The 26091-nt window shown below is 36.7% G+C and carries 30 protein-coding genes, 2 riboswitches and 1 other annotated feature; of the genes, 18 read left to right on the top strand and 12 right to left on the bottom strand.

Annotated features, from left to right (window positions below; translation table 11 throughout):
* Positions 1-149: 149 nt before the first annotated feature.
* On the top strand, positions 150-1034 hold the full coding sequence (locus tag EPL02_RS13005; protein ID WP_094910500.1) for a diacylglycerol/lipid kinase family protein: 885 nt from the start codon (positions 150-152) through the stop codon (positions 1032-1034).
* A 24-nt stretch (positions 1035-1058) separates the two neighbouring features.
* Here EPL02_RS13005 and EPL02_RS13000 read toward each other — a convergent pair whose 3' ends face one another.
* Positions 1059-1661, bottom strand: coding sequence for a YitT family protein (locus tag EPL02_RS13000; RefSeq protein ID WP_094910499.1), 603 nt, complete (start codon positions 1659-1661; stop codon positions 1059-1061).
* A gap of 163 nt (positions 1662-1824) precedes the next feature.
* On the opposite strand from EPL02_RS13000, the gene EPL02_RS12995 reads away from it, so the two are divergent.
* The gene (locus EPL02_RS12995; protein ID WP_094910498.1) at positions 1825-2268 is read left to right on the top strand and encodes a GNAT family N-acetyltransferase; all 444 of its coding nucleotides are present in this window, start codon (positions 1825-1827) and stop codon (positions 2266-2268) included.
* Between the two features lie 224 nt (positions 2269-2492).
* Here EPL02_RS12995 and EPL02_RS12990 read toward each other — a convergent pair whose 3' ends face one another.
* Positions 2493-2864, bottom strand: a complete 372-nt coding sequence (locus EPL02_RS12990; RefSeq protein WP_094910497.1) for a hypothetical protein — start codon at positions 2862-2864, stop codon at positions 2493-2495.
* Positions 2865-3052: 188 nt separating this feature from the next.
* Between EPL02_RS12990 and cobT the strand changes: the two genes are divergently transcribed.
* The gene (gene cobT / locus EPL02_RS12985; RefSeq protein WP_286175433.1) at positions 3053-4090 is read left to right on the top strand and encodes a nicotinate-nucleotide--dimethylbenzimidazole phosphoribosyltransferase; all 1038 of its coding nucleotides are present in this window, start codon (positions 3053-3055) and stop codon (positions 4088-4090) included.
* 34 nt (positions 4091-4124) lie between these two features.
* On the opposite strand, the gene EPL02_RS20930 is transcribed toward cobT, so the two are convergent.
* A complete protein-coding gene (locus EPL02_RS20930; protein WP_165932574.1) occupies positions 4125-4268 on the bottom strand; it encodes a hypothetical protein in 144 nt (47 codons plus the stop codon).
* Positions 4269-4561: 293 nt separating this feature from the next.
* Here EPL02_RS20930 and EPL02_RS12980 point away from each other — a divergent pair, with 293 nt between their 5' ends.
* The gene (locus tag EPL02_RS12980; RefSeq protein WP_094910496.1) at positions 4562-5227 is read left to right on the top strand and encodes an FHA domain-containing protein; all 666 of its coding nucleotides are present in this window, start codon (positions 4562-4564) and stop codon (positions 5225-5227) included.
* Between the two features lie 64 nt (positions 5228-5291).
* Here EPL02_RS12980 and EPL02_RS12975 read toward each other — a convergent pair whose 3' ends face one another.
* Both EPL02_RS12975 and EPL02_RS12970 read right to left on the bottom strand, forming a co-directional pair.
* Positions 5292-6035 carry a class I SAM-dependent methyltransferase gene (locus EPL02_RS12975; RefSeq protein ID WP_131887941.1) on the bottom strand — a complete coding sequence of 248 codons (744 nt, stop codon included), beginning with the start codon at positions 6033-6035 and terminating at the stop codon, positions 5292-5294.
* Positions 6036-6244: 209 nt separating this feature from the next.
* On the bottom strand, positions 6245-6709 hold the full coding sequence (locus EPL02_RS12970; RefSeq protein WP_131887940.1) for a DinB family protein: 465 nt from the start codon (positions 6707-6709) through the stop codon (positions 6245-6247).
* 204 nt (positions 6710-6913) lie between these two features.
* Positions 6914-7168 (top strand) — a binding site (T-box leader).
* 62 nt (positions 7169-7230) lie between these two features.
* On the opposite strand from EPL02_RS12970, the gene EPL02_RS12965 reads away from it, so the two are divergent.
* Positions 7231-8571, top strand: a complete 1341-nt coding sequence (locus tag EPL02_RS12965) for a sodium-dependent transporter (RefSeq protein WP_131887939.1) — start codon at positions 7231-7233, stop codon at positions 8569-8571.
* Positions 8572-8621: 50 nt separating this feature from the next.
* On the opposite strand, the gene EPL02_RS12960 is transcribed toward EPL02_RS12965, so the two are convergent.
* Positions 8622-8897: an AbrB/MazE/SpoVT family DNA-binding domain-containing protein gene (locus EPL02_RS12960; protein ID WP_025909989.1), complete on the bottom strand. Its 276-nt coding sequence runs from the start codon at positions 8895-8897 to the stop codon at positions 8622-8624.
* Between the two features lie 310 nt (positions 8898-9207).
* Between EPL02_RS12960 and rpsN the strand changes: the two genes are divergently transcribed.
* Entirely contained in the window at positions 9208-9477 is a 270-nt protein-coding gene (gene rpsN, locus EPL02_RS12955) for a 30S ribosomal protein S14 (protein ID WP_094910491.1), read from the top strand.
* Between the two features lie 30 nt (positions 9478-9507).
* Here rpsN and EPL02_RS21200 read toward each other — a convergent pair whose 3' ends face one another.
* On the bottom strand, positions 9508-12147 hold the full coding sequence (locus EPL02_RS21200) for an N-acetylmuramoyl-L-alanine amidase family protein (protein WP_286175430.1): 2640 nt from the start codon (positions 12145-12147) through the stop codon (positions 9508-9510).
* A 423-nt stretch (positions 12148-12570) separates the two neighbouring features.
* Between EPL02_RS21200 and EPL02_RS12940 the strand changes: the two genes are divergently transcribed.
* On the top strand, positions 12571-13137 hold the full coding sequence (locus EPL02_RS12940; RefSeq protein WP_165932573.1) for a GrpB family protein: 567 nt from the start codon (positions 12571-12573) through the stop codon (positions 13135-13137).
* Between the two features lie 36 nt (positions 13138-13173).
* On the opposite strand, the gene EPL02_RS12935 is transcribed toward EPL02_RS12940, so the two are convergent.
* The 3 genes from EPL02_RS12935 to EPL02_RS12925 all read right to left on the bottom strand — a co-directional run bounded on the left by EPL02_RS12935 (position 13174) and on the right by EPL02_RS12925 (position 14710).
* Complete coding sequence (locus tag EPL02_RS12935; protein ID WP_131887937.1) at positions 13174-13857, bottom strand: DUF4397 domain-containing protein; 684 nt, start codon at positions 13855-13857, stop codon at positions 13174-13176.
* Between the two features lie 139 nt (positions 13858-13996).
* Positions 13997-14287 carry a hypothetical protein gene (locus tag EPL02_RS12930; protein WP_094910487.1) on the bottom strand — a complete coding sequence of 97 codons (291 nt, stop codon included), beginning with the start codon at positions 14285-14287 and terminating at the stop codon, positions 13997-13999.
* A gap of 129 nt (positions 14288-14416) precedes the next feature.
* Positions 14417-14710: a putative quinol monooxygenase gene (locus tag EPL02_RS12925; protein ID WP_094910486.1), complete on the bottom strand. Its 294-nt coding sequence runs from the start codon at positions 14708-14710 to the stop codon at positions 14417-14419.
* Between the two features lie 176 nt (positions 14711-14886).
* On the opposite strand from EPL02_RS12925, the gene EPL02_RS12920 reads away from it, so the two are divergent.
* Entirely contained in the window at positions 14887-15201 is a 315-nt protein-coding gene (locus EPL02_RS12920; RefSeq protein WP_131887936.1) for an ArsR/SmtB family transcription factor, read from the top strand.
* A gap of 42 nt (positions 15202-15243) precedes the next feature.
* On the opposite strand, the gene EPL02_RS12915 is transcribed toward EPL02_RS12920, so the two are convergent.
* Positions 15244-15606 (bottom strand): CHY zinc finger protein, encoded by a 363-nt coding sequence (locus tag EPL02_RS12915; RefSeq protein WP_094910484.1) that lies wholly within the window; start codon positions 15604-15606, stop codon positions 15244-15246.
* Positions 15607-15761: 155 nt separating this feature from the next.
* Here EPL02_RS12915 and EPL02_RS12910 point away from each other — a divergent pair, with 155 nt between their 5' ends.
* The 9 genes from EPL02_RS12910 (at position 15762) to EPL02_RS12875 (ending at position 24197) form a co-directional block, all read left to right on the top strand.
* Positions 15762-16826 carry an undecaprenyldiphospho-muramoylpentapeptide beta-N-acetylglucosaminyltransferase gene (locus tag EPL02_RS12910; protein ID WP_094910483.1) on the top strand — a complete coding sequence of 355 codons (1065 nt, stop codon included), beginning with the start codon at positions 15762-15764 and terminating at the stop codon, positions 16824-16826.
* A gap of 135 nt (positions 16827-16961) precedes the next feature.
* A riboswitch (cyclic di-AMP (ydaO/yuaA leader) is annotated at positions 16962-17110 on the top strand.
* Positions 17111-17193: 83 nt separating this feature from the next.
* On the top strand, positions 17194-17349 hold the full coding sequence (locus EPL02_RS20925) for a hypothetical protein (RefSeq protein ID WP_165932572.1): 156 nt from the start codon (positions 17194-17196) through the stop codon (positions 17347-17349).
* A 2-nt stretch (positions 17350-17351) separates the two neighbouring features.
* Positions 17352-17504: riboswitch (cyclic di-AMP (ydaO/yuaA leader) on the top strand.
* A gap of 93 nt (positions 17505-17597) precedes the next feature.
* Positions 17598-17990: a hypothetical protein gene (locus EPL02_RS12905; protein WP_131887935.1), complete on the top strand. Its 393-nt coding sequence runs from the start codon at positions 17598-17600 to the stop codon at positions 17988-17990.
* A gap of 117 nt (positions 17991-18107) precedes the next feature.
* The gene (locus EPL02_RS21300; RefSeq protein ID WP_131888475.1) at positions 18108-18188 is read left to right on the top strand and encodes a potassium-transporting ATPase subunit F; all 81 of its coding nucleotides are present in this window, start codon (positions 18108-18110) and stop codon (positions 18186-18188) included.
* Between the two features lie 27 nt (positions 18189-18215).
* The gene (kdpA, locus tag EPL02_RS12895; protein ID WP_483295838.1) at positions 18216-19880 is read left to right on the top strand and encodes a potassium-transporting ATPase subunit KdpA; all 1665 of its coding nucleotides are present in this window, start codon (positions 18216-18218) and stop codon (positions 19878-19880) included.
* A gap of 58 nt (positions 19881-19938) precedes the next feature.
* Positions 19939-21984, top strand: a complete 2046-nt coding sequence (kdpB, locus tag EPL02_RS12890) for a potassium-transporting ATPase subunit KdpB (RefSeq protein WP_286175487.1) — start codon at positions 19939-19941, stop codon at positions 21982-21984.
* A 13-nt stretch (positions 21985-21997) separates the two neighbouring features.
* Positions 21998-22564: a potassium-transporting ATPase subunit KdpC gene (gene kdpC, locus EPL02_RS12885; RefSeq protein ID WP_131887932.1), complete on the top strand. Its 567-nt coding sequence runs from the start codon at positions 21998-22000 to the stop codon at positions 22562-22564.
* Between the two features lie 50 nt (positions 22565-22614).
* A complete protein-coding gene (gene kdpDN, locus EPL02_RS12880) occupies positions 22615-23760 on the top strand; it encodes a KdpD-like non-kinase potassium sensor (RefSeq protein ID WP_131887931.1) in 1146 nt (381 codons plus the stop codon).
* A gap of 23 nt (positions 23761-23783) precedes the next feature.
* Positions 23784-24197, top strand: coding sequence for a CBS domain-containing protein (locus EPL02_RS12875; protein WP_094910477.1), 414 nt, complete (start codon positions 23784-23786; stop codon positions 24195-24197).
* 319 nt (positions 24198-24516) lie between these two features.
* On the opposite strand, the gene EPL02_RS12870 is transcribed toward EPL02_RS12875, so the two are convergent.
* Entirely contained in the window at positions 24517-25179 is a 663-nt protein-coding gene (locus EPL02_RS12870; protein ID WP_131887930.1) for a hypothetical protein, read from the bottom strand.
* A 341-nt stretch (positions 25180-25520) separates the two neighbouring features.
* Here EPL02_RS12870 and lepB point away from each other — a divergent pair, with 341 nt between their 5' ends.
* Complete coding sequence (lepB, locus tag EPL02_RS12865) at positions 25521-26075, top strand: signal peptidase I (protein ID WP_131887929.1); 555 nt, start codon at positions 25521-25523, stop codon at positions 26073-26075.
* Positions 26076-26091 lie beyond the last annotated feature (16 nt).

Genomic DNA, 26091 nt, shown 5'->3' with positions numbered 1-26091 from the left:
AAACATTATATCAGCTTTTAGAAGAAGAATATTTTATTTTACAGAGTGTCATAAAACGTTCAAAATTCACATTAGGAAAAGTTGATGTTTCAATTTAATAAAGATAGGGGAACAATGACAAATAAACGTCATGTATAGGAGAGACAAACATGAAAGTAGCAGTTATCTTAAACCCAAACGCAGGTAATAAAAAATTAATTGAGTCCATTGACCTTATTTGTAATAGATTGAGAACAATTTTTTCAGAGGTAAAGCTATATGAAACCGAAGCCCCAGGTCAGGGGGGAGAAATTGTAAAAGAAATTGCTTCTGATGTAGATGTTATTGTTGGAGCTGGAGGAGACGGAACTATTTATGAACTAATAAATGCACTTGCCCCTCTTGAACGGCGACCTATCTTTGCAATTCTTCCAGGAGGAACATGTAATGATTTTTCTCGTGCAATTGGTATGAATCAAAATCCATTGAAAGCAGTAGAGCAAATTATTGAGCAAAAGAAAACAGCGGTTGATATCGGCCAGCATAATCAACAGTACTTTTTGAATTTCTGGGGAATCGGTCTTGTAGCAGACGTTTCTGAAAACATTTTAGAAGATGGGAAAGAAAAGTTTGGCAAGCTCTCATATTATATGAGTGTGGGTAGAACGATTAGTCAAGTAGAACCTTTTGAAGTAAAAGTTGATAGTGATGAAACAACGTATGAGGGCGAAGCAGTAATGGTTTTAATTGGAAATGGCCCTTTCCTTGGTGGAAACAGGGCTGTTTTAGGAAATTGTTCGTTTCAAGATGGTCTTTTAGATGTATATGTGGTCAAACAAATGGCTCTTGAACCTCTCATCAAATGGCTTCAAACAGCGCCTGGAGAAGAGCAGATGGACCCAACAAGTCAACTATTACATTTTAAAACAAAACGAGTAACGATTGAGGCTACTCCACAGAAGACTGTAGACTGTGATGGCGAAAAAGAAACAGCTACGCCCGCAACAATTTCGGTTCTTCCTCATCATTTAGATATGTATGTTGGTAATATGTAAAGCGCCTGGAGCTGGCGCTTTTTATTATGGTATCCATTTCTTTGAAGTGAAGGTAATAATCATAAAGCTGCTCATCATTATGACAATCATCGAGTAGCAAAAAGCCGTAAAACCTACGATATGTAAGCCGATAAGCATAATTAAGCTGTCCAATAGAAAAATAACGAGGCCAATATTAATCGGCCATTTTGTTGAAATGATCAAAGCGATAAGGTCAAGTCCATCTGAGCTGACTTCATATCGAAGCATTAAACCGATTCCCATACCAATTAGCACGCCTCCAATTATGGAACTAAAAAGTAAAGGTATTTCCATACTTCCATCAAAAACATTGAGCTTTTCTGTCATAAAAAAAGAAAAGAGTAGCCCAACGCTTCCATAAAAAAAATGTTTGCGATGGTAAAAAAAAGCGTAAATAAAAACAGGGATATTAACTATTAAAATAGATATGCCGATTGGTAAACCAATCATGTAATAAATAACTAAGCCCAAGCCGATAAGTCCACCATCTAATAAATGATGGGGTGCAATAAATCCGTTAAGTCCTAAGCCGATTAATAAACTACCACAAAAAATGACGACTGCACGAGTAAAAATAATCCTCACCCTATATAAAAAGTTATTCATTATTTGTTAAAAAGCTAGTACATTGATAATATATGGGAAGTTTGTCCAGTGTATGCCTTTCTTTAGAGAGATTATTAATCTATCAGATTGTTCTGTAAAATATCCAATTTATGCTATAATAAATAGTTGGATTTTCATACTATTTAACTAGAGGAGTGAGCATATGGTCGTTATTAGACGTGTAGTTGAAAAAGATGTTGAACGACTAGCAACGTTGATGAAAGAATATATTGTTGATTTTTACCATCAGCCTGAACCCCCACGAAAAGAGATAGTTTCTCATATTGAGTTAGTATTAGCTGATCCATCAAAAGGAGTTCAATACGTAGCCGAGGAACAAAATCGCTTACTTGGTTTTGCAACCATTTATGTAACTTTCAGCACACTAAAGCTAAAGAAAACAGCCATTTTAAATGATTTGTACGTCTTGCCAATGAATCGCGGAAATAAAGTAGGAGAAAAGTTATTCCAGACATGTGAAACGTACGTAAAAGAACATGATTTAGTGGGGTTGTCTTGGGAAACAGCCACTGATAATGAAGTTGCTCAGAACTTTTATGAGAAAATGGGCGGGGAAAAATCAAGATGGCTACATTATGAAAAATAATCGATTATTGCAATTTATAAACAAATTATGGTATAGTATGGAAATGGATGAGGTTGTACGTTAGTTGTTATGAAAGGAAAGGAGAAACTTACGAATTGAAGAGCAATCCAATTGTACATATGTGGAAACTTTTAACCGCGATTGGCGGGTTTCTCGTTGCTTTCTTTCTTTTTAAAGTTCGCAAAGGTAAGTAACAGATATATGAGTGAAAAGCACGATTTCGTTTATGAAATCGTGCTTTTTTGAGTTGAGGGAAAGGGGATGCTAATTTTATCATGGATAGAATTCTTGTAAGAATGGTAAGTGAAAAAATCTCCTGTGGACTGCTGTATCGACATGTACAGCAAATAGCTATCTTTTGTCTCCATATAATAACTAGCACTGTCCAGCTTAAGTGAATAAAAACAATAATTGAAGTTAAGCAGGGATTGTTTTTGGATATGGGTTCCAGGATGCTCCTTTACCCACTCATATAGCTCAAAAACAGTGGTACAATCAGTAGATAACATTACTTTTGCTTTTTGTTGAATTTCATTAGCAGCGTTAGTGACTGAATCTTTAAGTCGTTTAACAAAAGAGGAGAGTTGTTCTTTCACATTTTTCTTCCTTTCTTATTTAGCCTTTCCTATAAATTGTGTTGAAAAAAGGGTTTATATACACTGGCTATTTATAAAGGAAGTGGAGTAGTTGTGCTGTAACAAGAGACATGCAAAAAGTATAGCCAATCTAATTTAGTATTTGATAAAGTAAGGAATATAGAAAAAAATAAGGAGTGTACAACATTTTGACAAGCATACAAATTCAGCCCTTAAACGTTAAAGCGGCAGAAGCAGCAGCAAAGTATATAGACACGTTAACAAAGCCTCAAGGAAGTTTAGGAAGGTTAGAAGAGCTAGCAATTAATTTGGCTGGCATTACACAAGAGACTTTTCCAACCGTTACACCGCCTGGAGTACTGGTATTTGCAGCTGATCACGGAGTTGTTGAAGAGGGAGTTTCGGCTTTCCCGCAAAGCGTAACGGCTCAAATGGCGCTTAACTTTTTAGCAGGAGGAGCGGCAATTAACGTATTTAGTAAACAAATTGGAGCTCAATTCCAGCTTGTGGATATTGGGATTGCCTCTTCAGTTCAACACAGTGAGCTTTCGTGCCAAAAAGTTAGAATGGGTACGCGTAATTTTTGCAAAGAGCATGCAATGACAAGAAATGAAGTAGAACAAGCGATTGAAATAGGTATAAATGAAGCAACAAATCTAATTAAAAAAGGAATAAAATGCTTAATTGTTGGAGAAATGGGAATTGGTAACACTACTTCTAGCACGGCTTTACTAGCTGCTTTAACAAGTCATAAAGTAGACGAGCTAGTCGGCAGCGGTACAGGAATCAATTCTCAACAACTAAAGCATAAAATAAAAAAAATTGAGCAGGCATTAGAGAATAGACAATATGATGTCAGGGATCCAATTGCCATTTTGTCAGCTTTTGGAGGGCTTGAAATTGCAGGAATGGTTGGTGCAATGCTGGCAGCAGCTTCACATCGAATACCAATCATTGTGGACGGGTTTATTTGTACCACAGCGGCAGTGTTTGCTGTCCAAATGAATGAATTGGCTTCCAATTATATGTTTGCCAGTCATCAATCTGTTGAACCAGGTCATCGATTCGCACTGTCCATTTTAAAAAAAGAACCGTTGTTAAACTTACAGATGCGTCTTGGTGAAGGAAGCGGCGCAGCCATTGCGTTTCCACTTCTTCATTCAGCATGCTTAATGATTACAGAAATGGCGACATTTGCAGATGCCGGTGTTGCAAACAAAGAATAATAAAAAAAGACATACTCAGTATGTCTTTTTTACATCACCATATATGTAGGTTCAGCATCATAATAGAATAAATTCCATAGCTTATGCCGGTTAATAAAAACGATCCCATAATTAGTAGTACAACAGCAACACGTCTTTTAATGGCTTTAATTTCTTTTTCTTGTGCTACACGGTTCATTTTGTTTCCTCCAGTAACTTGCTTAGAGATAAGATTTGTGAAGGTAATCACATATACATATGCCAAAATAACTAATTATTGTTTATCAAAAATACACTGTAATTTAATTACTGAGTTTAATTATGACTATCCACTTAAACTTTGCTGAAATTATTTACTTGTACAAATTGAACATATATTATAAAAAGAGTGGATAAGTTGATAGTATCGAAAGTAACATACAATCGCAATAAATACGATAATCATAATTACATAACAAAATAAAGAAAATTCTAAAAAAAGAGGTGATGCAGATGAATGGTACACTCATTATTCAGCATGGTGCTCCGTTTGTAAATGGAACGTCTGTCCCTCTTGAACAATCTACTATTGTAGTTGGACGAAAAGGAGATGGATGGTTGCCTGATTTAGCGTTTCAAAGCGCATACATCTCTCGCAAGCACTTTGAAATTATTACTACTGAAAACAACTATCAGCTTATTGATTTAAATAGCAAACATGGTACACAAATAAATGGACAACAGCTTATTCCGACTCACTCATATACACTTCAGCACCAGGATCAAATATCGATTGCAAATGATACAGCTGTCTTAACATTTATTAGCCAAGATATGGATGCAACATTAGATTTAGGTCCACTATTAAATGAAATTCATACACCTAAGCAATACGAGCTTGATCCCGTACTTCAAAAGATTAAAGTGAAAGATGAAGTATATGTATTATCAGAGAAGGAATATGCGTGTTTATCGTATTTGCTTCAACAGCACGATAGCTTCGTTTCAAAAGAAATGCTCAAAAAACAAGTATGGCCAGAACGAGTGATGGAAACAAATGATGTATTTGTTAATCCAGAAGAGCTTAATTCTTTAATGTACCGAGTTCGTAAAAAAATAGGAAAAACGCTTGATATTCAGGTAGTACGAGGCAAAGGGTATATGCTTCACTTTAAATAATGTCTTTGGCGCTCTAAAAGCCATGTGGTGAAATACCACATGGCTTTTTGGCTTGTTTGAAACATTAGCTTATTTTTACAGCCTGTACGCGAATAGAGGCTGCCGGCAAGTACCATTCATCGTGTTTAAAAAATGTTTCTTGTAACCTATCTTCAACTCTATTGAAGATAATCTGTTTTGTTTCAGCTGTTATATTCTTGAAAAGAGATGATGCATGTGTATCAAGCCAGTTACGAAGGCCATCTTCGTGCTGCAAAACGAGAGGGTGTGTAAAATGAATAGCGCTTTGAACATGAAATTCATGCTGCTCAAGCAAGGAAGTGTATTCTCCAATACTGGGAAAATAAAAAGGGAGAGAAAAATCAGATGAAATAATATTGAAAACAGCAAGCTGTCGCATTACTTCGTTAAAAACAGGATAGAGATGGTTTTTACCATTAAATTCTGTCACAAAACGTCCTTGCAGTCTAAGTGCACGATAAATATTCTTAATAACAACACTAGGAGGGTGAATAAGGTGAAGCGTGTTTTGGGAAAACACAGCATCAAACTGATCTTCATAGTCTAAATCAAGTGCATTGACGTGCATAAATTGAAGGTGAGGGTAATGATGCTGTGACTGCTCAACCATATTTTCAGACGAATCAATACCTGTTATGTTCACACCTAGAGAACTAAGCTGATTTGCCATGTATCCATTACCTGAGCCGATTTCTAAGATGTTTTCACCAGCTTGAGGAGAGAGAACGTTCATTACATTTCCACCAAAAGACGAAATAAACGAAGACTGTGAAAGTGTGCGGTTCATATTGATACTGCCTCCTTATTAAAGGTAGTTAGAGAACATGTCGTTCAATCAATACAGCTTAAGGAGAAAGATACGTAAGGAACAATCGATTGATTAGTAAAATTATATCATAATTCTGACAAAATAGAACGTCCCTTCTATCTTTATTTACAAGCCGTTCTTTTTTAAAAAAAGAGCGTAATTGACTGTTAGTCAATTACGCTGCTGAATTATCCCCACTTTACAAATAGAGGTAGGTCTGTGTGTCCCATTTCTCGAACATATACAAACAAGTTACCTTTGTGATGAATTTCATGATCAATTGCCATTGACACTAATTGGCTTGCAGGCATTTTTTGACCAAATACCGCAGAAGTATCAATAATGCGGTTTAACTGATCATCTGTTAAAGAAGCTAAGATTTCTTTTGTTTTTTCAGTATAATGAGAAGCTAATTCTGATAAGTTTTTCTGTTCAATATTATGCTTTTCTTCTAAGGGGGTAAGATTGCCGTCTTGTGCTATTTTGGCAAATGTATAAAAAGAAGTAAGCATATGTGTAGTGAGCTTATATGCTGACATAGATGTCGGTGTTGGTTGATAATCATAATGGTGTTCTTCAATTTTATCAATCAACATATTTGTTACGTTACGATGAGCTAAAAAATGATGTAAAAGGCGCTGAGACGCAGACATTATTACCACTCCTAATATGTAAATTCTTACTACATAACCAGTATACCATCATGATTAGATAAGGCAAAAACATATGCATAAAATGACGAATTTTGTAGAAAGATAGAAAAATAAATAAAAAAAGTGGTTGACACTCTAAAAAAAAAGACTTATGATACGTATATTATAAATTTTCGAAATAAATTGACTAAATTCTTTAATAGATATTTTGCGTTGATTGGGAGTAGTAAAGGATCTAATTATCACAGAGAGCTGTTGGTTGGTGTGAAGCAGTATAATATGACCTTGAACTCGCCCAGGAGCCCTTAAGATGGAACAGAATTTGCTTCTTACTATATCTTAACGTATAACCTCCGTTATAAGGTTTGTACATGGTGTACAAGTAAAGTGGATGTTAATCAATGGATTAATATCAAAAAGAGTGGTACCGCGGAGGTCAGCTGGCCTAACGTCTCTTATTGTGAAGAGACGTTAGGCCAGCTTTTTTTATTGAAGAAATTTAGAAAGAAAGGAACATCAAGATGAATCAAACAAATCAATGGACATCAAAGTTAGGTTTTATTATGGCAGCAGCAGGTTCAGCAGTTGGAATCGGAGCGATTTGGAAGTTTCCATATGTTGCAGGAACAAGTGGAGGAGGCGCGTTTTTATTAATTTTTTTACTTTTTACGTTATTAATTGGTTTGCCTTTACTATTAGCTGAATTTGTTATTGGGCGTAGCACACAAAAAGATGCTATTTCCGCATATGAAAAAATTGCTCCAGGAACGGCTTGGGTATGGATAGGGCGTCTAGGAGTTATTACAAGTTTCATCATTTTATCATTTTATAGCGTTGTTGGTGGTTGGATTGTACTATATCTATACAGAAGCGTTACAAATCAATTAGTAGGTTCAACAGATGATTACGCAGCCTTATTTAACAATACAATTTCCAGCTCTTTTTCACCTGTCATAGGACAATTAATCTTCATGATTATTACGATTATAGTCGTTGCTAAAGGTGTTCAAAATGGAATTGAAAAAGCAAACAAATACATGTTTCCAGCACTATTTATTTTATTTATTGCATTAATTATTCGTTCATTAACATTAGATGGCGCGATGGAAGGTGTAGCATTTTTCTTAAGTCCTGATTTTACAAAGCTAACATCTGAAAGCATTTTATATGCTATGGGTCAATCTTTCTTTGCTATTAGTATCGGGATTTCAATCATGGTCACATATAGTTCTTACTTAAGTAAAGAGGAAAGCCTGCAACGTTCAGGTGGAATGATTGTAGGACTAAACATTTTAGTTTCAATTTTTGCAGGGCTAGCAATTTTTCCAGCTGTGTTTTCAATTGGATTGGAGCCCACAGCAGGGCCGGGATTACTATTTAACGTATTACCAGCTGTATTTGAACAAATCCCTTTTGGTGGCTTGTTTTTAACAATCTTCCTAGCGCTATTCTTGTTTGCTACATTAACATCTGCATTTTCTTTACTTGAAACAATTGTAGCAGCAGTAACAAAAGGTAAAAGCGATAAGCGAACGAAGGCGTCTTGGGTTATGGGGATTTTAATCTTTATTGTTGGAGTTCCTTCAGCTCTATCTTTTGGTGTTTTATCAGATATAACGTTTGGTGGCAAAATATTATTCGATGCGCTTGATTATTTAACCCTTAACATCTTAATGCCATTTGGTGCTCTGTTAATCTCATTTTTTGTTTCATATCGCATGGATAAAAAAGCGGTATATGAAGAGTTCACATCTGGCTCCAGAACAGCGCAGCATTTGTTTAAAGCATGGATGATTTTACTTCGTTACATTATTCCAATTGTTATTATTATTGTGTATTTGCATACGTTTGGCATATTATAAAATAGAAAGTAAAAAGGGAATCGCTACTTAGCGATTCCCTTTCAAATTAATTAAATGTTATGTTGTTTTAATTCTTCTAGTAAACGTTCCATGCCTTCACGGCTTAATGTTAGTTTTCCATCAGCAAGCGTTACGTTGTCAGATGATACTTCTCCTGTAACTGCACAAGCTCCATTAGGCTCATATTTCTTTAGAATAATGCGATCAGTTTCTACAAAAATTTCTACAGGATCTTTTACATCTATTTCAAGTACACGTCGTAGTTCTTTAGGAATTACAATACGACCTAAATCGTCAACTTTTCTTACAATACCAGTCGATTTCATGTTTTAATCACCTTTACTTTAGAAATATTATTTTTGGAATTTCTACAAATGATTATATACTACAATTCGACAAATAAAAGCGAAGTTATCGAGATGTAAATGAACTGTAATATTATTGAAATGTTTTCTTTATCTATAAACAATACCTAAAAAATGGTAAAAATTTCAAATGTTATTTTAATAAAATAATAAGCTTTTGTGCTTGCGTTCAACCTTTATCTATGTTTTAATATAAAAACTGCTCATAAAACGCAAAACGCAAATCGTAATTATTACTATTTAACTAAAAGTGTGAAAGGATGAATATTCATTGGCTAAAAAATCAAAAGTTGTAAAAGAACATAAACGTCAACAGATGGTAGAAAAATATGCACTTCTTCGACAAGAACTAAAAGAAAAAGGGGACTATGAAGCGTTACAAAAATTACCACGTGATTCATCGCCGACTCGTTTAAAGAATCGTTGCCGTGTAACAGGAAGACCGAGAGGGTATTTACGCCAATTCGGAATGTCTCGAATTACATTTCGAGAGTTAGCTTATAAAGGGCAAGTTCCTGGTGTGAAAAAAGCAAGTTGGTAAAAAAAACTCTCCTATAAGGGAGAGTTTTTTTTATTTAATCGCTGCAAAATAACGTGCAATACCTTCTGCAATACCGCGAGAAACTTGTTGTTGATATTGTTCAGTTGCAATGCGGTCTTCTTCAGTTGGGTTTGATACAAACCCAAGCTCAACGAGAACAGAGCGCTTGTTATTATGTTTTAAAACATAGAAATCAGCTTGGTGTGCACCACGATCTCTCATATTTGTATGTTGCACCATACTCTCTTGAATATATTTTGCAAGTTCTTGATCACGAGCCGAATAGTAATAAGTCTCAATCCCAGTAGCAGATGAACTTCCTGCATTATAGTGAATGCTAACGAATGCATCAGCTTCGCTTGCGTTGCTGATTTGCGTTCGCCCATCTAAAGAAATGAAGGTATCATCAGAACGAGTAAATAAAACAGTGCCTCCTGCGCTTTCAACTTGTGCTGCTACTAATTTAGCTGTTCTTAGTGCTAAGTTCTTTTCAAGCTCGTCTTGACCAACGGCTCCTGGATCATGACCACCATGACCTGGATCAATAACAATTAGCTTCTTTTCTAAACCGGAAGTTGAGTTTGTCACTTCACCTGGTGTTGAAGATGCTTCAGTACTCGTTAGTCCTTTTGATACCCAGGCTGTTTGAGAACTGGAATATTGAATCTGAACCCAACCATTTGACTCAGCTACTTTATTGAATGATTCCCCAGCTTGTGCTACGCGGATAATGCTTGCGCTTAAACTTGGCTGTGTACGTAAATTAGCAGCTTTTGTAATTGTAATTTTTTCAGTTGGGTTGTTTGATTCTGGCTGATCCGATCCTACTTGTAAGTACTGTTTAGCCACCCACCCGGTTTTACCATCGCTTGTTTTAATCTGCGCCCACTCGCCGTTTTCTTTGATCACGGTAACCTTCGCATTGCGAGGTAAGTTGGTAACGATGGAAGCGGAAGTGCTAGCAGCAGAACGAACGTTTAAAGAGCTTGCATTAACCGTTGCTTGTTTAGAAACGGAAGTGCCTCCACTTTCAGAAGAAGAAGTAGCTCCCATTTGTAAGTACTGTTTAGCCACCCATCCAGTTTTACCATCGCTTGTTTTAATCTGCGCCCACTCGCCGTTTTCTTTGATCACGGTAACCTTCGCGTTGCGAGGCAAGTTGGTAACGATGGAAGCGGAAGTGCTAGCAGCAGAACGAACGTTTAAAGAGCTTGCATTAACCGTTGCTTGTTTAGAAACGGAAGTGCCTCCACTTTCAGAAGAAGAAGTAGCTCCCATTTGTAAGTACTGTTTAGCCACCCATCCAGTTTTACCATCGCTTGTTTTAATCTGCGCCCACTCGCCGTTTTCTTTGATCACGGTAACCTTCGCGTTGCGAGGCAAGTTGGTAACGATGGAAGCGGAAGTGCTAGCAGCAGAACGAACGTTTAAAGAGCTTGCATTAACCGTTGCTTGTTTAGAAACGGAAGTGCCTCCACTTTCAGTAGAAGGAGTAGTAGCTCCGATCTGTAAGTACTGTTTAGCCACCCATCCAGTTTTACCATCGCTTGTTTTAATCTGCGCCCACTCGCCGTTTTCTTTGATCACGGTAACCTTCGCATTGCGAGGTAAGTTGGTAACGATGGAAGCGGAAGTGCTAGCAGCAGAACGAACGTTTAAAGAGCTTGCATTAACCGTTGCTTGTTTAGAAACGGAAGTGCCTCCACTTTCAGAAGAAGAAGTAGCTCCCATTTGTAAGTACTGTTTAGCCACCCATCCAGTTTTACCATCGCTTGTTTTAATCTGCGCCCACTCGCCGTTTTCTTTGATCACGGTAACCTTCGCGTTGCGAGGCAAGTTGGTAACGATGGAAGCGGAAGTGCTAGCAGCAGAACGAACGTTTAAAGAGCTTGCATTAACCGTTGCTTGTTTAGAAACGGAAGTGCCTCCACTTTCAGAAGAAGAAGTAGCTCCCATTTGTAAGTACTGTTTAGCCACCCACCCGGTTTTACCATCGCTTGTTTTAATCTGCGCCCACTCGCCGTTTTCTTTGATCACGGTAACTTTCGCATTGCGAGGTAAGTTGGTAACGATGGAAGCGGAAGTGCTAGCAGCAGAACGAACGTTTAAAGAGCTTGCATTAACCGTTGCTTGTTTAGAAACGGAAGTGCCTCCACTTTCAGTAGAAGGAGTAGTAGCTCCGATCTGTAAGTACTGTTTAGCCACCCATCCAGTTTTACCATCGCTTGTTTTAATCTGCGCCCACTCGCCGTTTTCTTTAATCACGGTAACCTTCGCATTGCGAGGTAAGTTGGTAACGATGGAAGCGGAAGTGCTAGCAGCAGAACGAACGTTTAAAGAGCTGGCGTTAACCGTTGCTTGTTTTGAGACAACATTTGTGGGAGAAGTGGATGATGTTTTTTTCTCTATGTATTCGCTTGATATCCAAGCGTCTTTGCCGTTAAGTTGGATTTTTGCCCATCCTTGTTGTTCTGTTAATACATTAATTGTGTTTCCTTTATACAGTTTGCCAACGATTGCACCACTTGTGCTTGGAAGTGCACGCACGTTTAATGATGTGGCATTCACAGTCGCTGGTTGAGCAGCTTCAGCTTCTAAATTAAAGAAAAGAGCCGAAGAGCTTAGAGCAGCAGTTGTACAAACTGCATACATCATGTGTTTATTATTCATTTTTTCCTCCTTGCATTCTACTAAATTTCCTTAAAAATAAAATGGATTTCAAAGCATATATCGGCAACTTAACCAAAAATTCAAGGTAAAACAATATTTCTCTTAAGTTACCTACATTATCCATGATACTATATGTCGAACAGTGGCGGTATAATGAATTTGTCCTAAACAAATGGAAGATAAAAAGGGCGATTTTTTTATCTTTAACTTTTACTTCATAAAAAAGAAGTATATATGAGCGAATATTAACAAGTAAATGGAGTATTTATTAATAATTTAGTCCACATGGCTCAGAATGAAATTGATCAGTTTTCATAAAATCTTTGAAAGAGAAAATTGTATAAAAATAATTGTTTGAAAATTATTTATTTTTAATCAATTTAATGGTAAATTATAAAGAAAGCTAAAGAGAGGTGGAGACCATTGGTTGAACTTGTGAATTACGAAACAAAATGGCCGGTCCTTTATGCATTTGAAAAAGAAAAGGTAACCTCAATGCTTAAAGACTTTTCAATTGAAGTTCATCATATCGGAAGTACAGCTGTCCCTAATATGTTGTCTTCTCCAATTATTGATGTATTAATAGGTGTTCAACGATCTGAAGATTTAAAATCAGTCATTGAAATATTGCAAAATGGCCCATATGTATATATAGAAGAAAGTAATATATTTATTGCTTTGAAGGATGAGGCTTCTTTGTCGCATTATCCAAAATATATAAAGCAAAATGACTTCTATTGCCAAATACCAAATCATATTCAGCACGCACACCTTTATGTAACAGCCATTAATTCAACATTTTGGAATGATTGCTTACTGTTCCAAGATGAGTTAAAGCGTAGTGAAAGATTCCAGGAAGGCTATATTGAAATGAAACATAAACTTGCTTCTTCTTATTGGAATGATTCTAGTCAATATAAAGAGGGTAAGCAAGCTTACATTCAATCGTATATTTCTTCTAAAAACTTACAGTCGGTGAATACGAAATAATAAGCCAGCGCATAATTGCGCTGGCTTATTTAATAGTTATTTTGTATCTTCTAAAATAATGGTTTCAAGTTGGTTTGCAGTATTTACGGCTAAAACCGTATAATTCTTACCGCTTTCTACTTTAGTACCTGGAAGTCCAAGTATTTCTTTGCCATCTGCGGTTGTGACACTTAGATCATAAGCACCAGGAGCAAGAGCCTGGTAGTCAGATACCGTTTTAAATTCTAAATTTGTAAACAGTGGAGCCCCTCCTTTTGGTCCAACATTAACAGCTGGAGCATCAGGTGAAAAGTGAGCAACACGAACGTTTGCTTTATCGGGCGTTCCTACCGTATTGTTGGAGATTGCTTTTAGTTCTAACATATTTACTTTGTTAATAGCAGCAATCGTGTAAGACTTTCCACCTTCTACAACAAGCGTTGCTTTTACTACAGGCTCTTTTGTTCCTTTTGTACCAGCTGCATAAACTTCTACTTGATGTGATCCAGCCGGTACTTGTAAAAAGTCCGTAGCATCTTTAAATTTTACACCTTCTACAACGGGTTTTGTATCTAAGAAGATATCCACTGCAGGCGCATCTGGAGAAGCATGTACAATGCGAACATCAGCATTCTTTGCAGGAGCTGTTTCGTTAGGCTCTTTTGTTTCAGCAGCAAACACAAGTGTGCGACTTATGGCAATCAGCATAATCGCAGTGAGTATAACTAATAGGCGTTTCATGTTCTTTCACTCCTCATTTCGTCTTAAGACAGTTGTATGTAAGGAAACTGTTCAACTATTAGCGTATACAAATTAAAAATAACTATACGAAAAGATGTACTACTTTGCTGGTAAGTAGTACATCTAGATAATGGCTATTTTAGCGATGAGGGCGTAGGAAAAACGTGCGAAATAGTGCAACAACTGCAAGCAACGTGGTTAATCCCCAAGTGAAGATATAGGCTAACCCAAGACCGATGTTTGCGTCTAAATAGTTATGTTTGGATTCGTCGTATAAAGCATAAAGCAAAGGAGCAGAACAAACAAAAAAACTAGCAAGTAGCGCAATGCTTTTCCATGGTTTAGGGCGTCTGATTGTCCAAAATAAGCATAAAAAAGCAACGAATAATAAAAGAAACGTTCCTACTTGTATTACGTTTAAAATAATCATACCGTTAATCACCTTCTTAATAATTGACTATGACTATTATAGGCATAGAACCTGGAAAAAGAAAGGAAAAAAAGCCTAAGTGATCATTCACTTAGACTTTTTGCATTGAATTGAAATCTGTACTTTTCGTCATTCGGGTTTAGAAAATGAAGTTTTTGCTTCTAAAGGAGCTACTAACACGCCATCTTTGGCAAACTGGACGAATGATACAAAGTGCGTAGATTGATTATGAGCTTGAATAGAAGCTTCATCTTTCCACTCTTCAAGCATTACAAATGAATTTTTTTCGAATGCATCTTCAAACAATTGATAGCTTACATTCCCTTCTTCTTCGGTAGAATGTTTAATTAATGTTTGAATAGCTTCTAAAAAAGCATCGCGTTTTGCAGGGTTAATTTTCATATAAGCTTGGATAGTAATCATATTTATTCCTCCTAAAATAAAAAGGTCTCTAGTAGTATTTTAAAACGTTGATGTTGTTAGTTCGAAAATCATCGAACAATCAACACTATAACACTTGAAAAGTAGCCATGCAAGCATTTAGATTTGAAGGTTGTCCCACATTGAAAAGAGGTATAAGAATGTGATACCTTTTACATATGAAAATTCCATATCAACCATCCAAATCAGAAATTCGTTTAACTTCTATCTTACATGCTTTGAGCGATCCCAATCGCTTGCGCATCGTACAGTGTTTAGGGAAAAGAAAGGAGAGTCATTGTTCTTATTATCAGACGCTTAACGTATCAAAATCAACGCTATCCCATCACTTTAAAGTACTTCGCGAAGCAGGAGTTATTAAGGTTAGAATTGAAGGAACACAGCACTTTTACTCGTTGCGAATAGAAGATTTAGAAGAGCTGTTTCCAGGATTACTACCAGCAGTTCTTAATATTAACGAAGAATTGTTATAAAAAGCTGAACAATTAGTTCAGCTTTTCTTAATGGTGGAGTAATTAGACTTCAAAATAGAGGTGAGTGTGCAAACTGCAACCTGGATTAAAATGAGCTTGGCAGTTTGGACATTGTGATTTACAGGATAAGTACTCAGTAACAGTTAACTCATTATGACATACCCCGCATATAATGGCTTTGGTATCAAACAGCTTTTTTGGCCAAACTTTAGCTGAGTGATCTGCTGTTTCTTCGTGACATTTATGACAAGGATAGTAGTCTTTGCAACAATAAAATTTTATTGCAATAATATCTTTATCGGAATGATAATGAACACAACGCGTTTCTTGGTCAATCATTTTTCCTTTAACGTTCTTAATGAAAACCACGCCCTTTTTGAAAACTAAACATGTTGATTGTATCATAAATTTCCGCATCGTTTATATTTTAAACAGTATATATAGATATAAGGTGTTATAATGGATGAGTTAAGCCTGTATCTTTTATATAAAGGCAAGGAATTTTTCAATGAATAGAAAATTAAAAATGACTGAAATGCAGTGTAAAGAGAGGAAATAAGATGAGTAAGAATGTAATCGTATTTACTGGTGGCGGAACGGCTGGTCACGTTACCCCAAATATCGCTATTATGAAAGAGCTAGATAAAGAAAAGTGGGATATTCACTATGTAGGCTCTCATAATGGGATTGAAAAAGAATTAATTACAAACTTAAATATTCCGTACTACCCAATTTCCAGTGGAAAACTTCGTCGATATGTAGATATGGAAAATGTAAAAGATGTTTTTCGAGTAGTTAAGGGAGTAGGAGATGCAAGACGGATTTTAAAGAAGCTAAGGCCATCGCTTGTATTCTCTAAAGGTGGATTTGTAACCGTACCTGTTATCATGGCGGCTAAGTCCCTTAATATTCCTGTATTTATTCACGAGAGTGACTTAACGCCGGGATTGGCAAACAAAATTGCTCAGCGTTTTGCGACAAAAATCTTTACATCATTTGATGAAGCAGCTGCTTATTTCCCGAAAGAAAAAGTTCAGGTTGTGGGCTCGCCAATTCGTCGAGAATTATTTCATGGAAAAGCAAACAACGGTCAAAGTTGGCTTCGTTTTTATGATAAAAAGCCGGTTCTGACAATTATGGGTGGAAGCTTAGGTGCGCGAAAAATCAATGAAGTTGTTCGTGAATCGCTGCCTGAACTTCAGAGGAAATTTCAAATTGTGCACCTGTGTGGAAAAGGAAACGTTGATGAGAGTTTAATGAATATTCCGAGCTACCGCCAGTTGGAGTATGTGAACGAAGAGTTGCCTGATGTATTAGCTGCAACTGATTATGTCATTACGCGCGGAGGATCTAATGCTATTTTCGAATTTCTAGCCCTTCATAAGCCAATGATGATTATTCCTTTATCTAAAGCTCAAAGTAGAGGAGATCAAATTTTGAATGCAAAAGCCTTTCAAAAGAAAGGTTACTGCACGGTTCTAGAAGAAGAGGAAATTACAAAAGAAACATTTTTACAAGAATTAGAACTTCTTCAAAAACAAGCAAGTGAAATGAAGCGTACAATGCGTGAAGCGACAAAAACAGACGCTATCTCTGTCTTAGTGAAAGAGATAAATAGCATTTAAAAAAAAGCCATGATTCTATCGTTGAATCATGGCTTTTTTGTTATGTTTGTATAATAAAAAAGATGGAAAAAATACGTAAAAAAAAGTGTTGACAGTAAATTTTAACAGGAGTAAGATTACTCTCATGAAACGTTCCACCAGTGAACGCTGAACCTTTGCTAGTTCAAGCATAGTAAGCAAAGGACGGAGGAACCAATTTATTGGGGTGAATCTCTTTTTCGAGTAGGGTTATTTCCAGATCCGAATCCGACAGCTAACTTCGTAAGCGTATGGGGAAAGGAAGGTGCATTTGTGGTCGTTTTCTATGACAATAGCAGCTAACAATACTTTTTTCCAAAATGAAACTCAGCAGGAGAGGAGTAAACCAATGCAGCTATCTAAGCCTATGATTCAGTTAATTGAACACCGTGCTCAGTATGAGCAGGATTCATTTGAGAAAGCGAATCGCTGTGTGGCACAGCTAACGCATCAGCATTTTTGTTCAATTATTGAAAATGAAAAGCGTTTATCTCTACGAAAATAGTAAATAACTATTCGCTTAATCTGCTTTATAGAGCGGGGGAACCAACTTTGTTCGGCAATGATGCCGTCCTTGGGGTGAGTCTCTTTTTTAAAGAGTAGGGTTACTTCCATAACCCGAATCCGACAGCTAACCTCGTAAGCGTTTTGGGAGTAAAAAATTCGTGTCTACCACGGCTTATTTGTCGTGCAAAAACCACGGAAGAGCTCCCTCTTCCGTGGTTTTTTATTTGTGGAAAAGAAGGGATGCTAGTGGAAACGAAGCAAATTATCGTTTGTATTCAAAGAGAAGAGCAAGTTTTGATGCTATCAGCTTTTCGTAATCAGCACCGCTTTGTTGTGTTAACGGAAAATGAGTCGGTGAGGGAAGATACTTTGTTGCTAACGAATTCAGAAGTTATTTTGTTGTCTACTATAAACAACCAACTTTCTCCCTTATCTCAGGTAGATAAAGTCATTATTTGGGAAGAAGATATTGCTCGGTTATCGAGGATGATTGAAATAATTCAGCTTACTACTGGCGCCCCAATTATTCTAGTAACGCAAAATTTGCATTATTCAACTCGTTTTTTTCAGCTGCTAGGAGTAAAGTACGTTATTTATTCAAGAAATCCTAAAGCAGCATTTTTACTAATAGAAGACTAAGGAAGTGTGCGTATGGATGTGTTAATGATTGGCAGTTTAGCTGCTTTATCACTCATGATGATAGGAGTTATAAAGTGGTCTGAAACGACCGTTGAGAAAAAGGAGGAGAAGCGGTAAATGTCCATGGTTTTATTGGGGATTTCACTACTTGTTTTCTTATATTTACTTTATGTCTTAATGAATCCAGATGAATTTTAATAGTGGAGGAGTTTTTCAGTGAATACAATATTATTTACCATAGTACTGCTTTTATTATTAGTAGCAGCTGTGGCTAAGCCAGTCGGAGTGTATGTTGCAAAAGTGTTTTCCGAAGAACCAACTGCTGCAGCTTGGATGTTTATGCCTATAGATCGACTACTTTATAAGGCAATTGGAATTCAACCTAAAGACCAAACATGGAAGGAATATGCAATTTCCCTGTTGTTGGTCAATACATTTATGATTTTAGTGGTATATACAGTGTTTCGAACTCAGGCATGGCTGCCCTTGAATCCGAGTGCTATTGGAAACATGGCTCCAGATTTAGCATTTAACACAGCAATTAGCTTTATGACGAATACTAACCTGCAGCATTATAGCGGAGAATCAGGGCTGTCATATTTCTCACAAATGATTGCTATTTTGTTTATGATGTTTGCAGCTCCAGCCAGTGCACTTTCAGTAGCAATTGCATTTATGAGAGGAATGACAGGTAAGAGTATTGGTAACTTTTTCACGGACTTTATTAAAAGTATCACGCACGTATTATTACCAGTGGCAGTTGTGGCAGGAATTATATTTGTGCTGCTAGGTGTACCACAAACTTTAGATCCTACAGTAACTGCAACAACTTTAGAAGGTGAAAAGCAAGAAATTGCAAGAGGGCCAGTCGCAGCTTTTCTATCAATTAAAGAGTTTGGAAATAACGGAGGCGGATTTTTCGGCGTAAACTCTGCTCATCCATTTGAAAACCCAAATGGTCTCAGCAATATGCTGCAAATTGTTTTAATGCTGCTTTTACCAGTTTCTTTACCGTTTACGTATAGTAGGATGATTGGGAATAAAAGAGAAGGTAGAATGCTGTTTGCTTCAATGAGTTTGTTATTTGTGGTGTTCTTATCAATAGCGCTTATCAGTGAACAGCAAGGTAATCCAGCCTTTAATGATTTTACATTGAATAGCGAAAATGGATATTTGGAAGGAAAAGAAGTTCGTTTTGGGGTGGAGATGTCAACGCTTTATGCCATTGTGACAACAGCTAGTGAAACAGGAGCAGTCAACACTATGCATGATACTCTAACGCCTATCAGTGGAATGCTAGCATTAAGTAATATGCTTCTTAACACCGTATATGGTGGTGTTGGAGCAGGGTTTATTAACGTCATGATGTATGTATTAATTGCTGTTTTTTTATCGGGTCTAATGGTAGGACGCACACCTGAATACGTAGGTAAAAAGATTGAAGGCAAAGAAATGAAGCTTATCGCGGTTACGTTAATTTTACAGCCATTATTAATTTTAGGATTCACAGCGGTTGCGCTAACAACTAAATTAGGATTAGACGGAATATCCAACCCAGGGTTCCATGGTTTAACTCAGGTCTTGTATGAATATACATCATCCGCTGCGAATAATGGTTCTGGGTTTGAAGGTCTAGGTGATGCCACTGTTTTTTGGAATATTTCTACGGGTCTTGTTATGTATATTGGAAGGTTGTTTGGGCTCATTACGCTGTTGGCTGTTGCTAGTTCGTTGTCTCAAAAACAGCTCGTTCCACAAACATCAGGAACATTTAAAACAGATACACCTCTTTTTGGTGGAATCTTAATTGGAACGATGTTTGTTGTTGGCGCATTGACATTTTTTCCAGTATTGGTATTAGGACCAGTAGCAGAGTTTTTAACGTTATAACAAAAAGTGGAGGAAAGACATGAATAAGCATATCGGATCAAGTCAAACTCAGTTAGAAATGAATTCATCGACAGTAAAAGTAGAAAAAGATTATAAGAATCCCATTATAATTAAAGCATTAAAGGAATCTTTTGTCAAATTAGATCCTCGTATAATGATAAAAAATCCTATTATGTTTGTGGTTGAAATCGGTTTTTTTATTACGTTATGCTTAACGATTGTCCCAACTGCTTCTGGAGTAGATACGGTTGGAAAGGGGTTTAACTTAGGCGTTTCTATCATTTTATTTTTAACCATTTTGTTTGCTAATTTTGCGGAAGCACTAGCTGAAGGACGAGGTAAAGCTCAGGCTAATTCGTTGAAGCAGTCCAAAGAAGATGTTATTGCACACTTGTTGCAAAAAAATGGAGATATTAAGCAAGTTCCTGCTTCTCAGCTGACAAAAGGAGATATTGTGGTGATTTCACAAGGAGAAATGGTTCCTTTAGATGGAGAAATCATTAAGGGAATGGCTTCAGTAGACGAGTCGGCCATCACAGGAGAATCAGCTCCTGTGATGAAAGAAGCAGGTGGAGACTTTAGTTCTGTTACGGGAGGAACAACCATTGTAAGTGATGAGATTACCGTTCGAATTACGTGTGATCCTGGAGAATCGTTTCTCGATAAAATGATTTCATTAGTTGAGGGAGCTTCGCGTCAAAAAACACCGAATGAAATTGCATTAAATACAGTTTTGACAAGCTTAACGATGATTTTTTTAATTGTTGTGGTTACTCTGCCTGTTTTTACAAACTACTTAGGTTTTAAATTGGATACAGCAATTCTAATTTCCTTGCTAGTTTGTTTAATTCCAACTACGATTGGCGGTCTTTTATCAGCTATTGGAATTGCTGGAATGGATCGAGTAACACAGTTTAATGTAATAGCTATGTCTGGAAAAGCTGTAGAAGCAGCTGGGGATATTAATACAATTATTTTAGACAAAACCGGTACCATTACCTTTGGAAACCGAATGGCACATGAGCTACAAACGGTAGAAAAAGTGGAGAAACAAGAGCTATATAAGTGGGCGTTTCTTTCTTCTCTTTATGATGAAACACCTGAGGGTCGATCTGTTATTGAATTTATTAAAAAGCAAGGAGAACCAACTATTACAGAAGATGTAAGACAAGGAGTGTTTATTGAGTTTCAAGCGCAAACGAGAATGAGCGGTCTGAACTTAGAGGATGGAACGCTTATCCGAAAGGGTGCTGTGGATGCTGTGATTTCTTGGGTGGCGAGCCAAGGAGGAAGCATACCGCTTGACTTAGAACAAAAAGCCAATCACATCGCTAGTCAAGGAGGAACCCCTCTAGCGGTCGCTGTCAACAATCAAATCTATGGTTTAATTTACTTAAAAGATACTGTAAAACCAGGAATGAAAGAACGGTTTGACCAGCTTCGTAAAATGGGAATTAAAACTGTTATGTGTACAGGGGATAACCCACTCACTGCAGCGACAATTGCAAAAGAAGCAGGTGTGGATGAATTTATTGCTGAGTGTAAGCCAGAAGATAAAATCGATGTTATTAAATATGAGCAGGAACAAGGAAAGCTTGTAGCGATGACTGGTGACGGAACAAACGATGCGCCTGCGCTTGCTCAAGCTGACGTTGGTCTAGCGATGAATAGCGGAACAGCAGCGGCAAAAGAAGCTGCTAATATGATTGATTTAGACTCCGATCCAACAAAGATTATTGAAGTTGTATCGATTGGAAAGCAGCTCTTAATGACAAGGGGAGCTTTGACTACATTTAGTATTGCAAATGATATTGCTAAGTACTTCGCAATTATTCCTGCAATGTTTACGATTGCAATACCTAAAATGGAAACGTTAAACATTATGAATTTGAGTTCACCGATTACAGCAGTATTAGCGGCATTAATCTTTAATGCAGTTATTATTCCTATGTTAATCCCACTAGCAATGAAAGGAATACGCTATCAGCCCATGAGTTCAAATGCTCTTCTTCGCAAAAATCTATTTATTTATGGTCTAGGTGGGGTCGTGGTACCTTTTATCGGCATTAAAGTAATTGATTTATTACTGTCAATTTTCATGTAGAGGAGCTATAAAGATGAATAGTAAAAAGACAAGCTGGTTTGTAATCATTCGTTTAACGGTCGTTACAATGATTTTATGTGGACTTATTTACCCGTTGACAATGACTGGTTTAGCACAAGTGATTGCGCCTGGAAAAGCGAATGGTAGCCTAATTTATTCGGAGGATAAAAAAATAGTAGGTTCAAGCATGATTGGTCAATCCTTTACAGAGAAGAAGTATTTTCACGGTCGTATATCGAGCATTGAATATAATGGAGCAGGATCGGGTTCTTTAAATCTTGCTCCTTCCAACAAGGAGTTAACAAAGCGCGTTGAACAATCAATCAGTGATTGGAAAAGGTCAAATAGCGTTCCAGAGAGTGGAATTCCAATCGACCTTGTGACAAACTCAGCTTCTGGATTAGATCCGCATATTACTCCGGAAGCTGCCTATGCTCAGGTAGAGCGTATTGTTAAAGAAACGAATGTTTCCAAACAGAAGTTAACGAACTTAATTAATGAGAATATAGTGGGCGGTACAATCCAACCTCAGTATGTAAATGTACTGGAGCTAAATATGGCATTACAAGACATGAAATAATAAATAAACACTTTTTCGAGAAAGCCTGTATATGGAAAGGAGCTTACAAGATGAAAGATGAAAAAGCTCACCCCTACTTTAGAAAGAAAACACCAGATGAACTTTTAAAGGAGTTTCATTATAAGCAGCTAGGAGAGTTTAAGCTTTATATTGGAGCAGCTCCTGGTGTAGGTAAAACGTATAAGATGCTACAGGATGCCCATGATTTACAGCAGGAAGGACTAGATGTTGTTATAGGTTACATCGAAACACATGGACGAACAGATACGGAGCGAATGATTGGAAATCTAGAAATCATTCCGAGACAAAAGATTGTATACAAAAAGAGAACATTTCATGAGCTTGATTTATTAGCCATTATTCGTCGTAAGCCTCAAGTTGTTATTGTGGATGAATTAGCTCATACAAATGTTCCGAATATGCCTCATAAAAAGCGATTTCAAGACGTTTTGTATTTAATAGAGCGTGGAATTTCTGTTTGGTCAGCTGTAAATATTCAGCATATTGAAAGCTTAAATGATTTTGTGTATAACGTTACAAAAGTCAAAGTGAATGAACTAATTCCTGATCCCATCATTCATAGAGCAAAAGAGATTCAGCTGGTTGATGTCACACCAGAAGTTCTTCGAAAACGATTGAAAGAAGGGAAAATCTATAGAGAAGCAAAAATTGAACAAAGCCTGCAAAATTTTTTTAAACTATCTAATTTACATGCACTTCGTGAGCTATGCTTAAGGGAAGTAGCTGCTGAAATAGACCAGCAGCTGCTTCATTCTCATGAAATTGGAATAACGGGTATCTTTGAACGTATTTTAGTTTGTATTCAATATAGTGAAACAGCAGAGAAATTAATTAGGAGAGGCTGGCGGATGGCTAATCGCTTAAAGGCAGAACTGCTGTTGTTGCATGTTGTTTCAAACGAACAGTTGACGGAAGAACAAAAAAAGCGTATCGAGGATTGGGGTAAGTTTGCAGCTACATTTCAGGCAAAACTTATTGTTGAACAAGCTAACGGAAGGAAGCCAGCTCGAGTTATTGTGGATGTGGCGACTAAAAATCATATTACACAAGTTTTATTAGGACAATCAGCGAGGACGCGTTGGGAAGAAATACGCAAAGGATCGATTGTGACAATGATTATGCGTCAAACAGAAAACATCGATATTCATATTGTATCGGATGGAAAAAGGCGATAGCAACTCATAAAGGAGAGCTGAAATTGAACGTTGCATTTTTTATCATTCCAAAAGTTGAAGTAGTAACATTATTAGAAACGGCTACGGTTCGACAAGTGTTAGAAAAAATGGAGTACCATCGCTATTCATGTGTACCGGTAATTAATAAAAGCGGTCAATATATAGGTACCATTACAGAAGGAGACGTGCTTTGGGGATTAAAAAAACTAGGACATATAAGTGTTCATGAATTAGAGCATGTCTACTTGGAACAGATACCGCGTTATAGAGATTATAAGCCTATTTCTATAAACGATGAGATAGAAGATATATTTGGGCAAGTAACAGAACAGAATTTTATACCGATTATTGATGATCAAGGTGTATTTATTGGAATTGTAAGAAGGAGAGAAGTGATTGAATACTGTTCGCGACTCATGCTAAGAGCACAAGTGTAAGAAAAGAATTTTATGTAAACAGACTGAGAAGCATATTTTAGTTAATGAAATATCCGAGCTATGAAGATTATCTCTTTTTATGGTTCGGCTTTTTTGTTCATTTGGAGAATGATTCAAGAAATTCGTGTAATTAATCGTCGAACACTAAGGTTTTTGGGGAACTAGAGGAAGAGCTGAGACACTACATCGAGGAGGTTTAGGCTCTTCTTCGAAGAAAAGTGAGACAATGCAGTGGAATAAACGTAATTTTACCTCTAATGATAATAGAAACGCAATGACTTGCCTGTGGAAAGGAATCATTGCGTTGTCTCCTACCTTTTTATTTTACGACAATTGTTTCTTTTTTCTTTTTTCCTTCTTTTTCCCATATTACTTCAATCATGGCAAACGTAATGTCTTCTGTCACTTGACTGCTGTCTTTGACGTCGTATGCTTTAAGGTTATTGCTTAGTACTGTGTCAACAGAAAGTAACTGCTCATCATTTTCTTTTTGAATAGGCTGCACCGTTGTGTAGCTTTTGACTTCGCCTTCTTCTTTTAGAAATTCTACTTTGCCACGCCAGTGTGCAGTTTTTCCTGCTAACGTTTTAAGGGGCTTATCTACTTTTTTAGCGGTTGATTTATGGTCATTAGCGTGAATGAAAGACAAGATATTATCGCGCATTAACGTCATGGAATAGTTGTGATAAAAATCCTTATCAATTTCCCCTTTTTCAAGAGCTAAATCAAGCTGAGAAAATTGCTTATCTGCTAAAAATAATAAAAGTTCCTGTTCGTTAATATCCCGTTTTTCAGCCATTTGAGCAATCGTAACTCCGCTTTTCCACTCCTTTTTAAATTCCTTACTATTTATATGTAAAAACTCTCTTAGTTCACTGTAGTTATAACGATACTGAAATCGTGGTTCTTCAGCAGCCCATGAGGGAGAAGTATAGATGAACAGCAGCATTAATATTGTTCCAAAAAGGATGAATTTTCTCATAGTAATCACTCCTTTCATCAGATTGTTTGTTATTGGTTAGCTTTTAACAGATGTACTAAATTATGCATTATTCTTTACTTATCACCTCATTAGGCAATATGATGAAGTATGATAAAAAAGTGACAATTTGATAAAGAATATGTAAAAGCTAGTCTCTATTAGCTTCATGATGATATAATAAGAGGTGTAAAGACGTAACTTGCGTAATGGAAACCTCTAATATTAAATTAGGGGTTATTTTTTTTAATATGTGGGTTTAGTCTTTCTATCATGTAATGAGAATAAATGTGTAAAGAAGAAAATAATAAATAAATGAATGTTTTAATAAAGGAGTTTAAAACATGGCTACTGAAAAGACGACAAGTGATCAGCTAAGAAGTCTGTTTAAGTCCTTAGTCTGCATAGTTGCACTCATATATATCATTCGTACATTTATATTTGGTCCATATATAGTCCAGGGAGCTTCAATGAACCCGACGCTAGAAAATGGAGAACGATTATTTGTTAACAAGCTGTCCTACGCCATTCATAACTTGCAACGTGGCGATATTATTATTGTTGATGGAAGTGGAGAAGCTAAGCATTATGTAAAAAGGGTTGTTGGGTTACCCGGAGAGAAAATCGAAATGAAAGATGATCAATTGTACATCAATGATAAGAAAGTGAAAGAACCTTATTTAGAGAGAAATTTACAAGCAGCTCAATACTTGCAAATGCAGTTAACAGGAGATTTTGGCCCAATTAAGATTCCTAAAGATTCAATTTTTGTAATGGGCGATAATCGATTATATAGCAAAGATAGTCGAAATGGATTAGGGAATGTTAACATTAATGACGTAGTGGGAAAAGCGGAGTTTGTCTTTTATCCTATTCAGGACGTAAGGAACGTTTATTAAATAACGTTCCTTTTTT

The sequence above is a fragment of the Bacillus sp. CBEL-1 genome, from assembly GCF_004348885.1.
Lineage (GTDB): Bacteria > Bacillota > Bacilli > Bacillales > Bacillaceae_H > Priestia > Priestia aryabhattai_A.
Note: the sequence above shows the minus strand (reverse complement) of the source record. Positions and strands in the feature narration are given on the sequence as shown.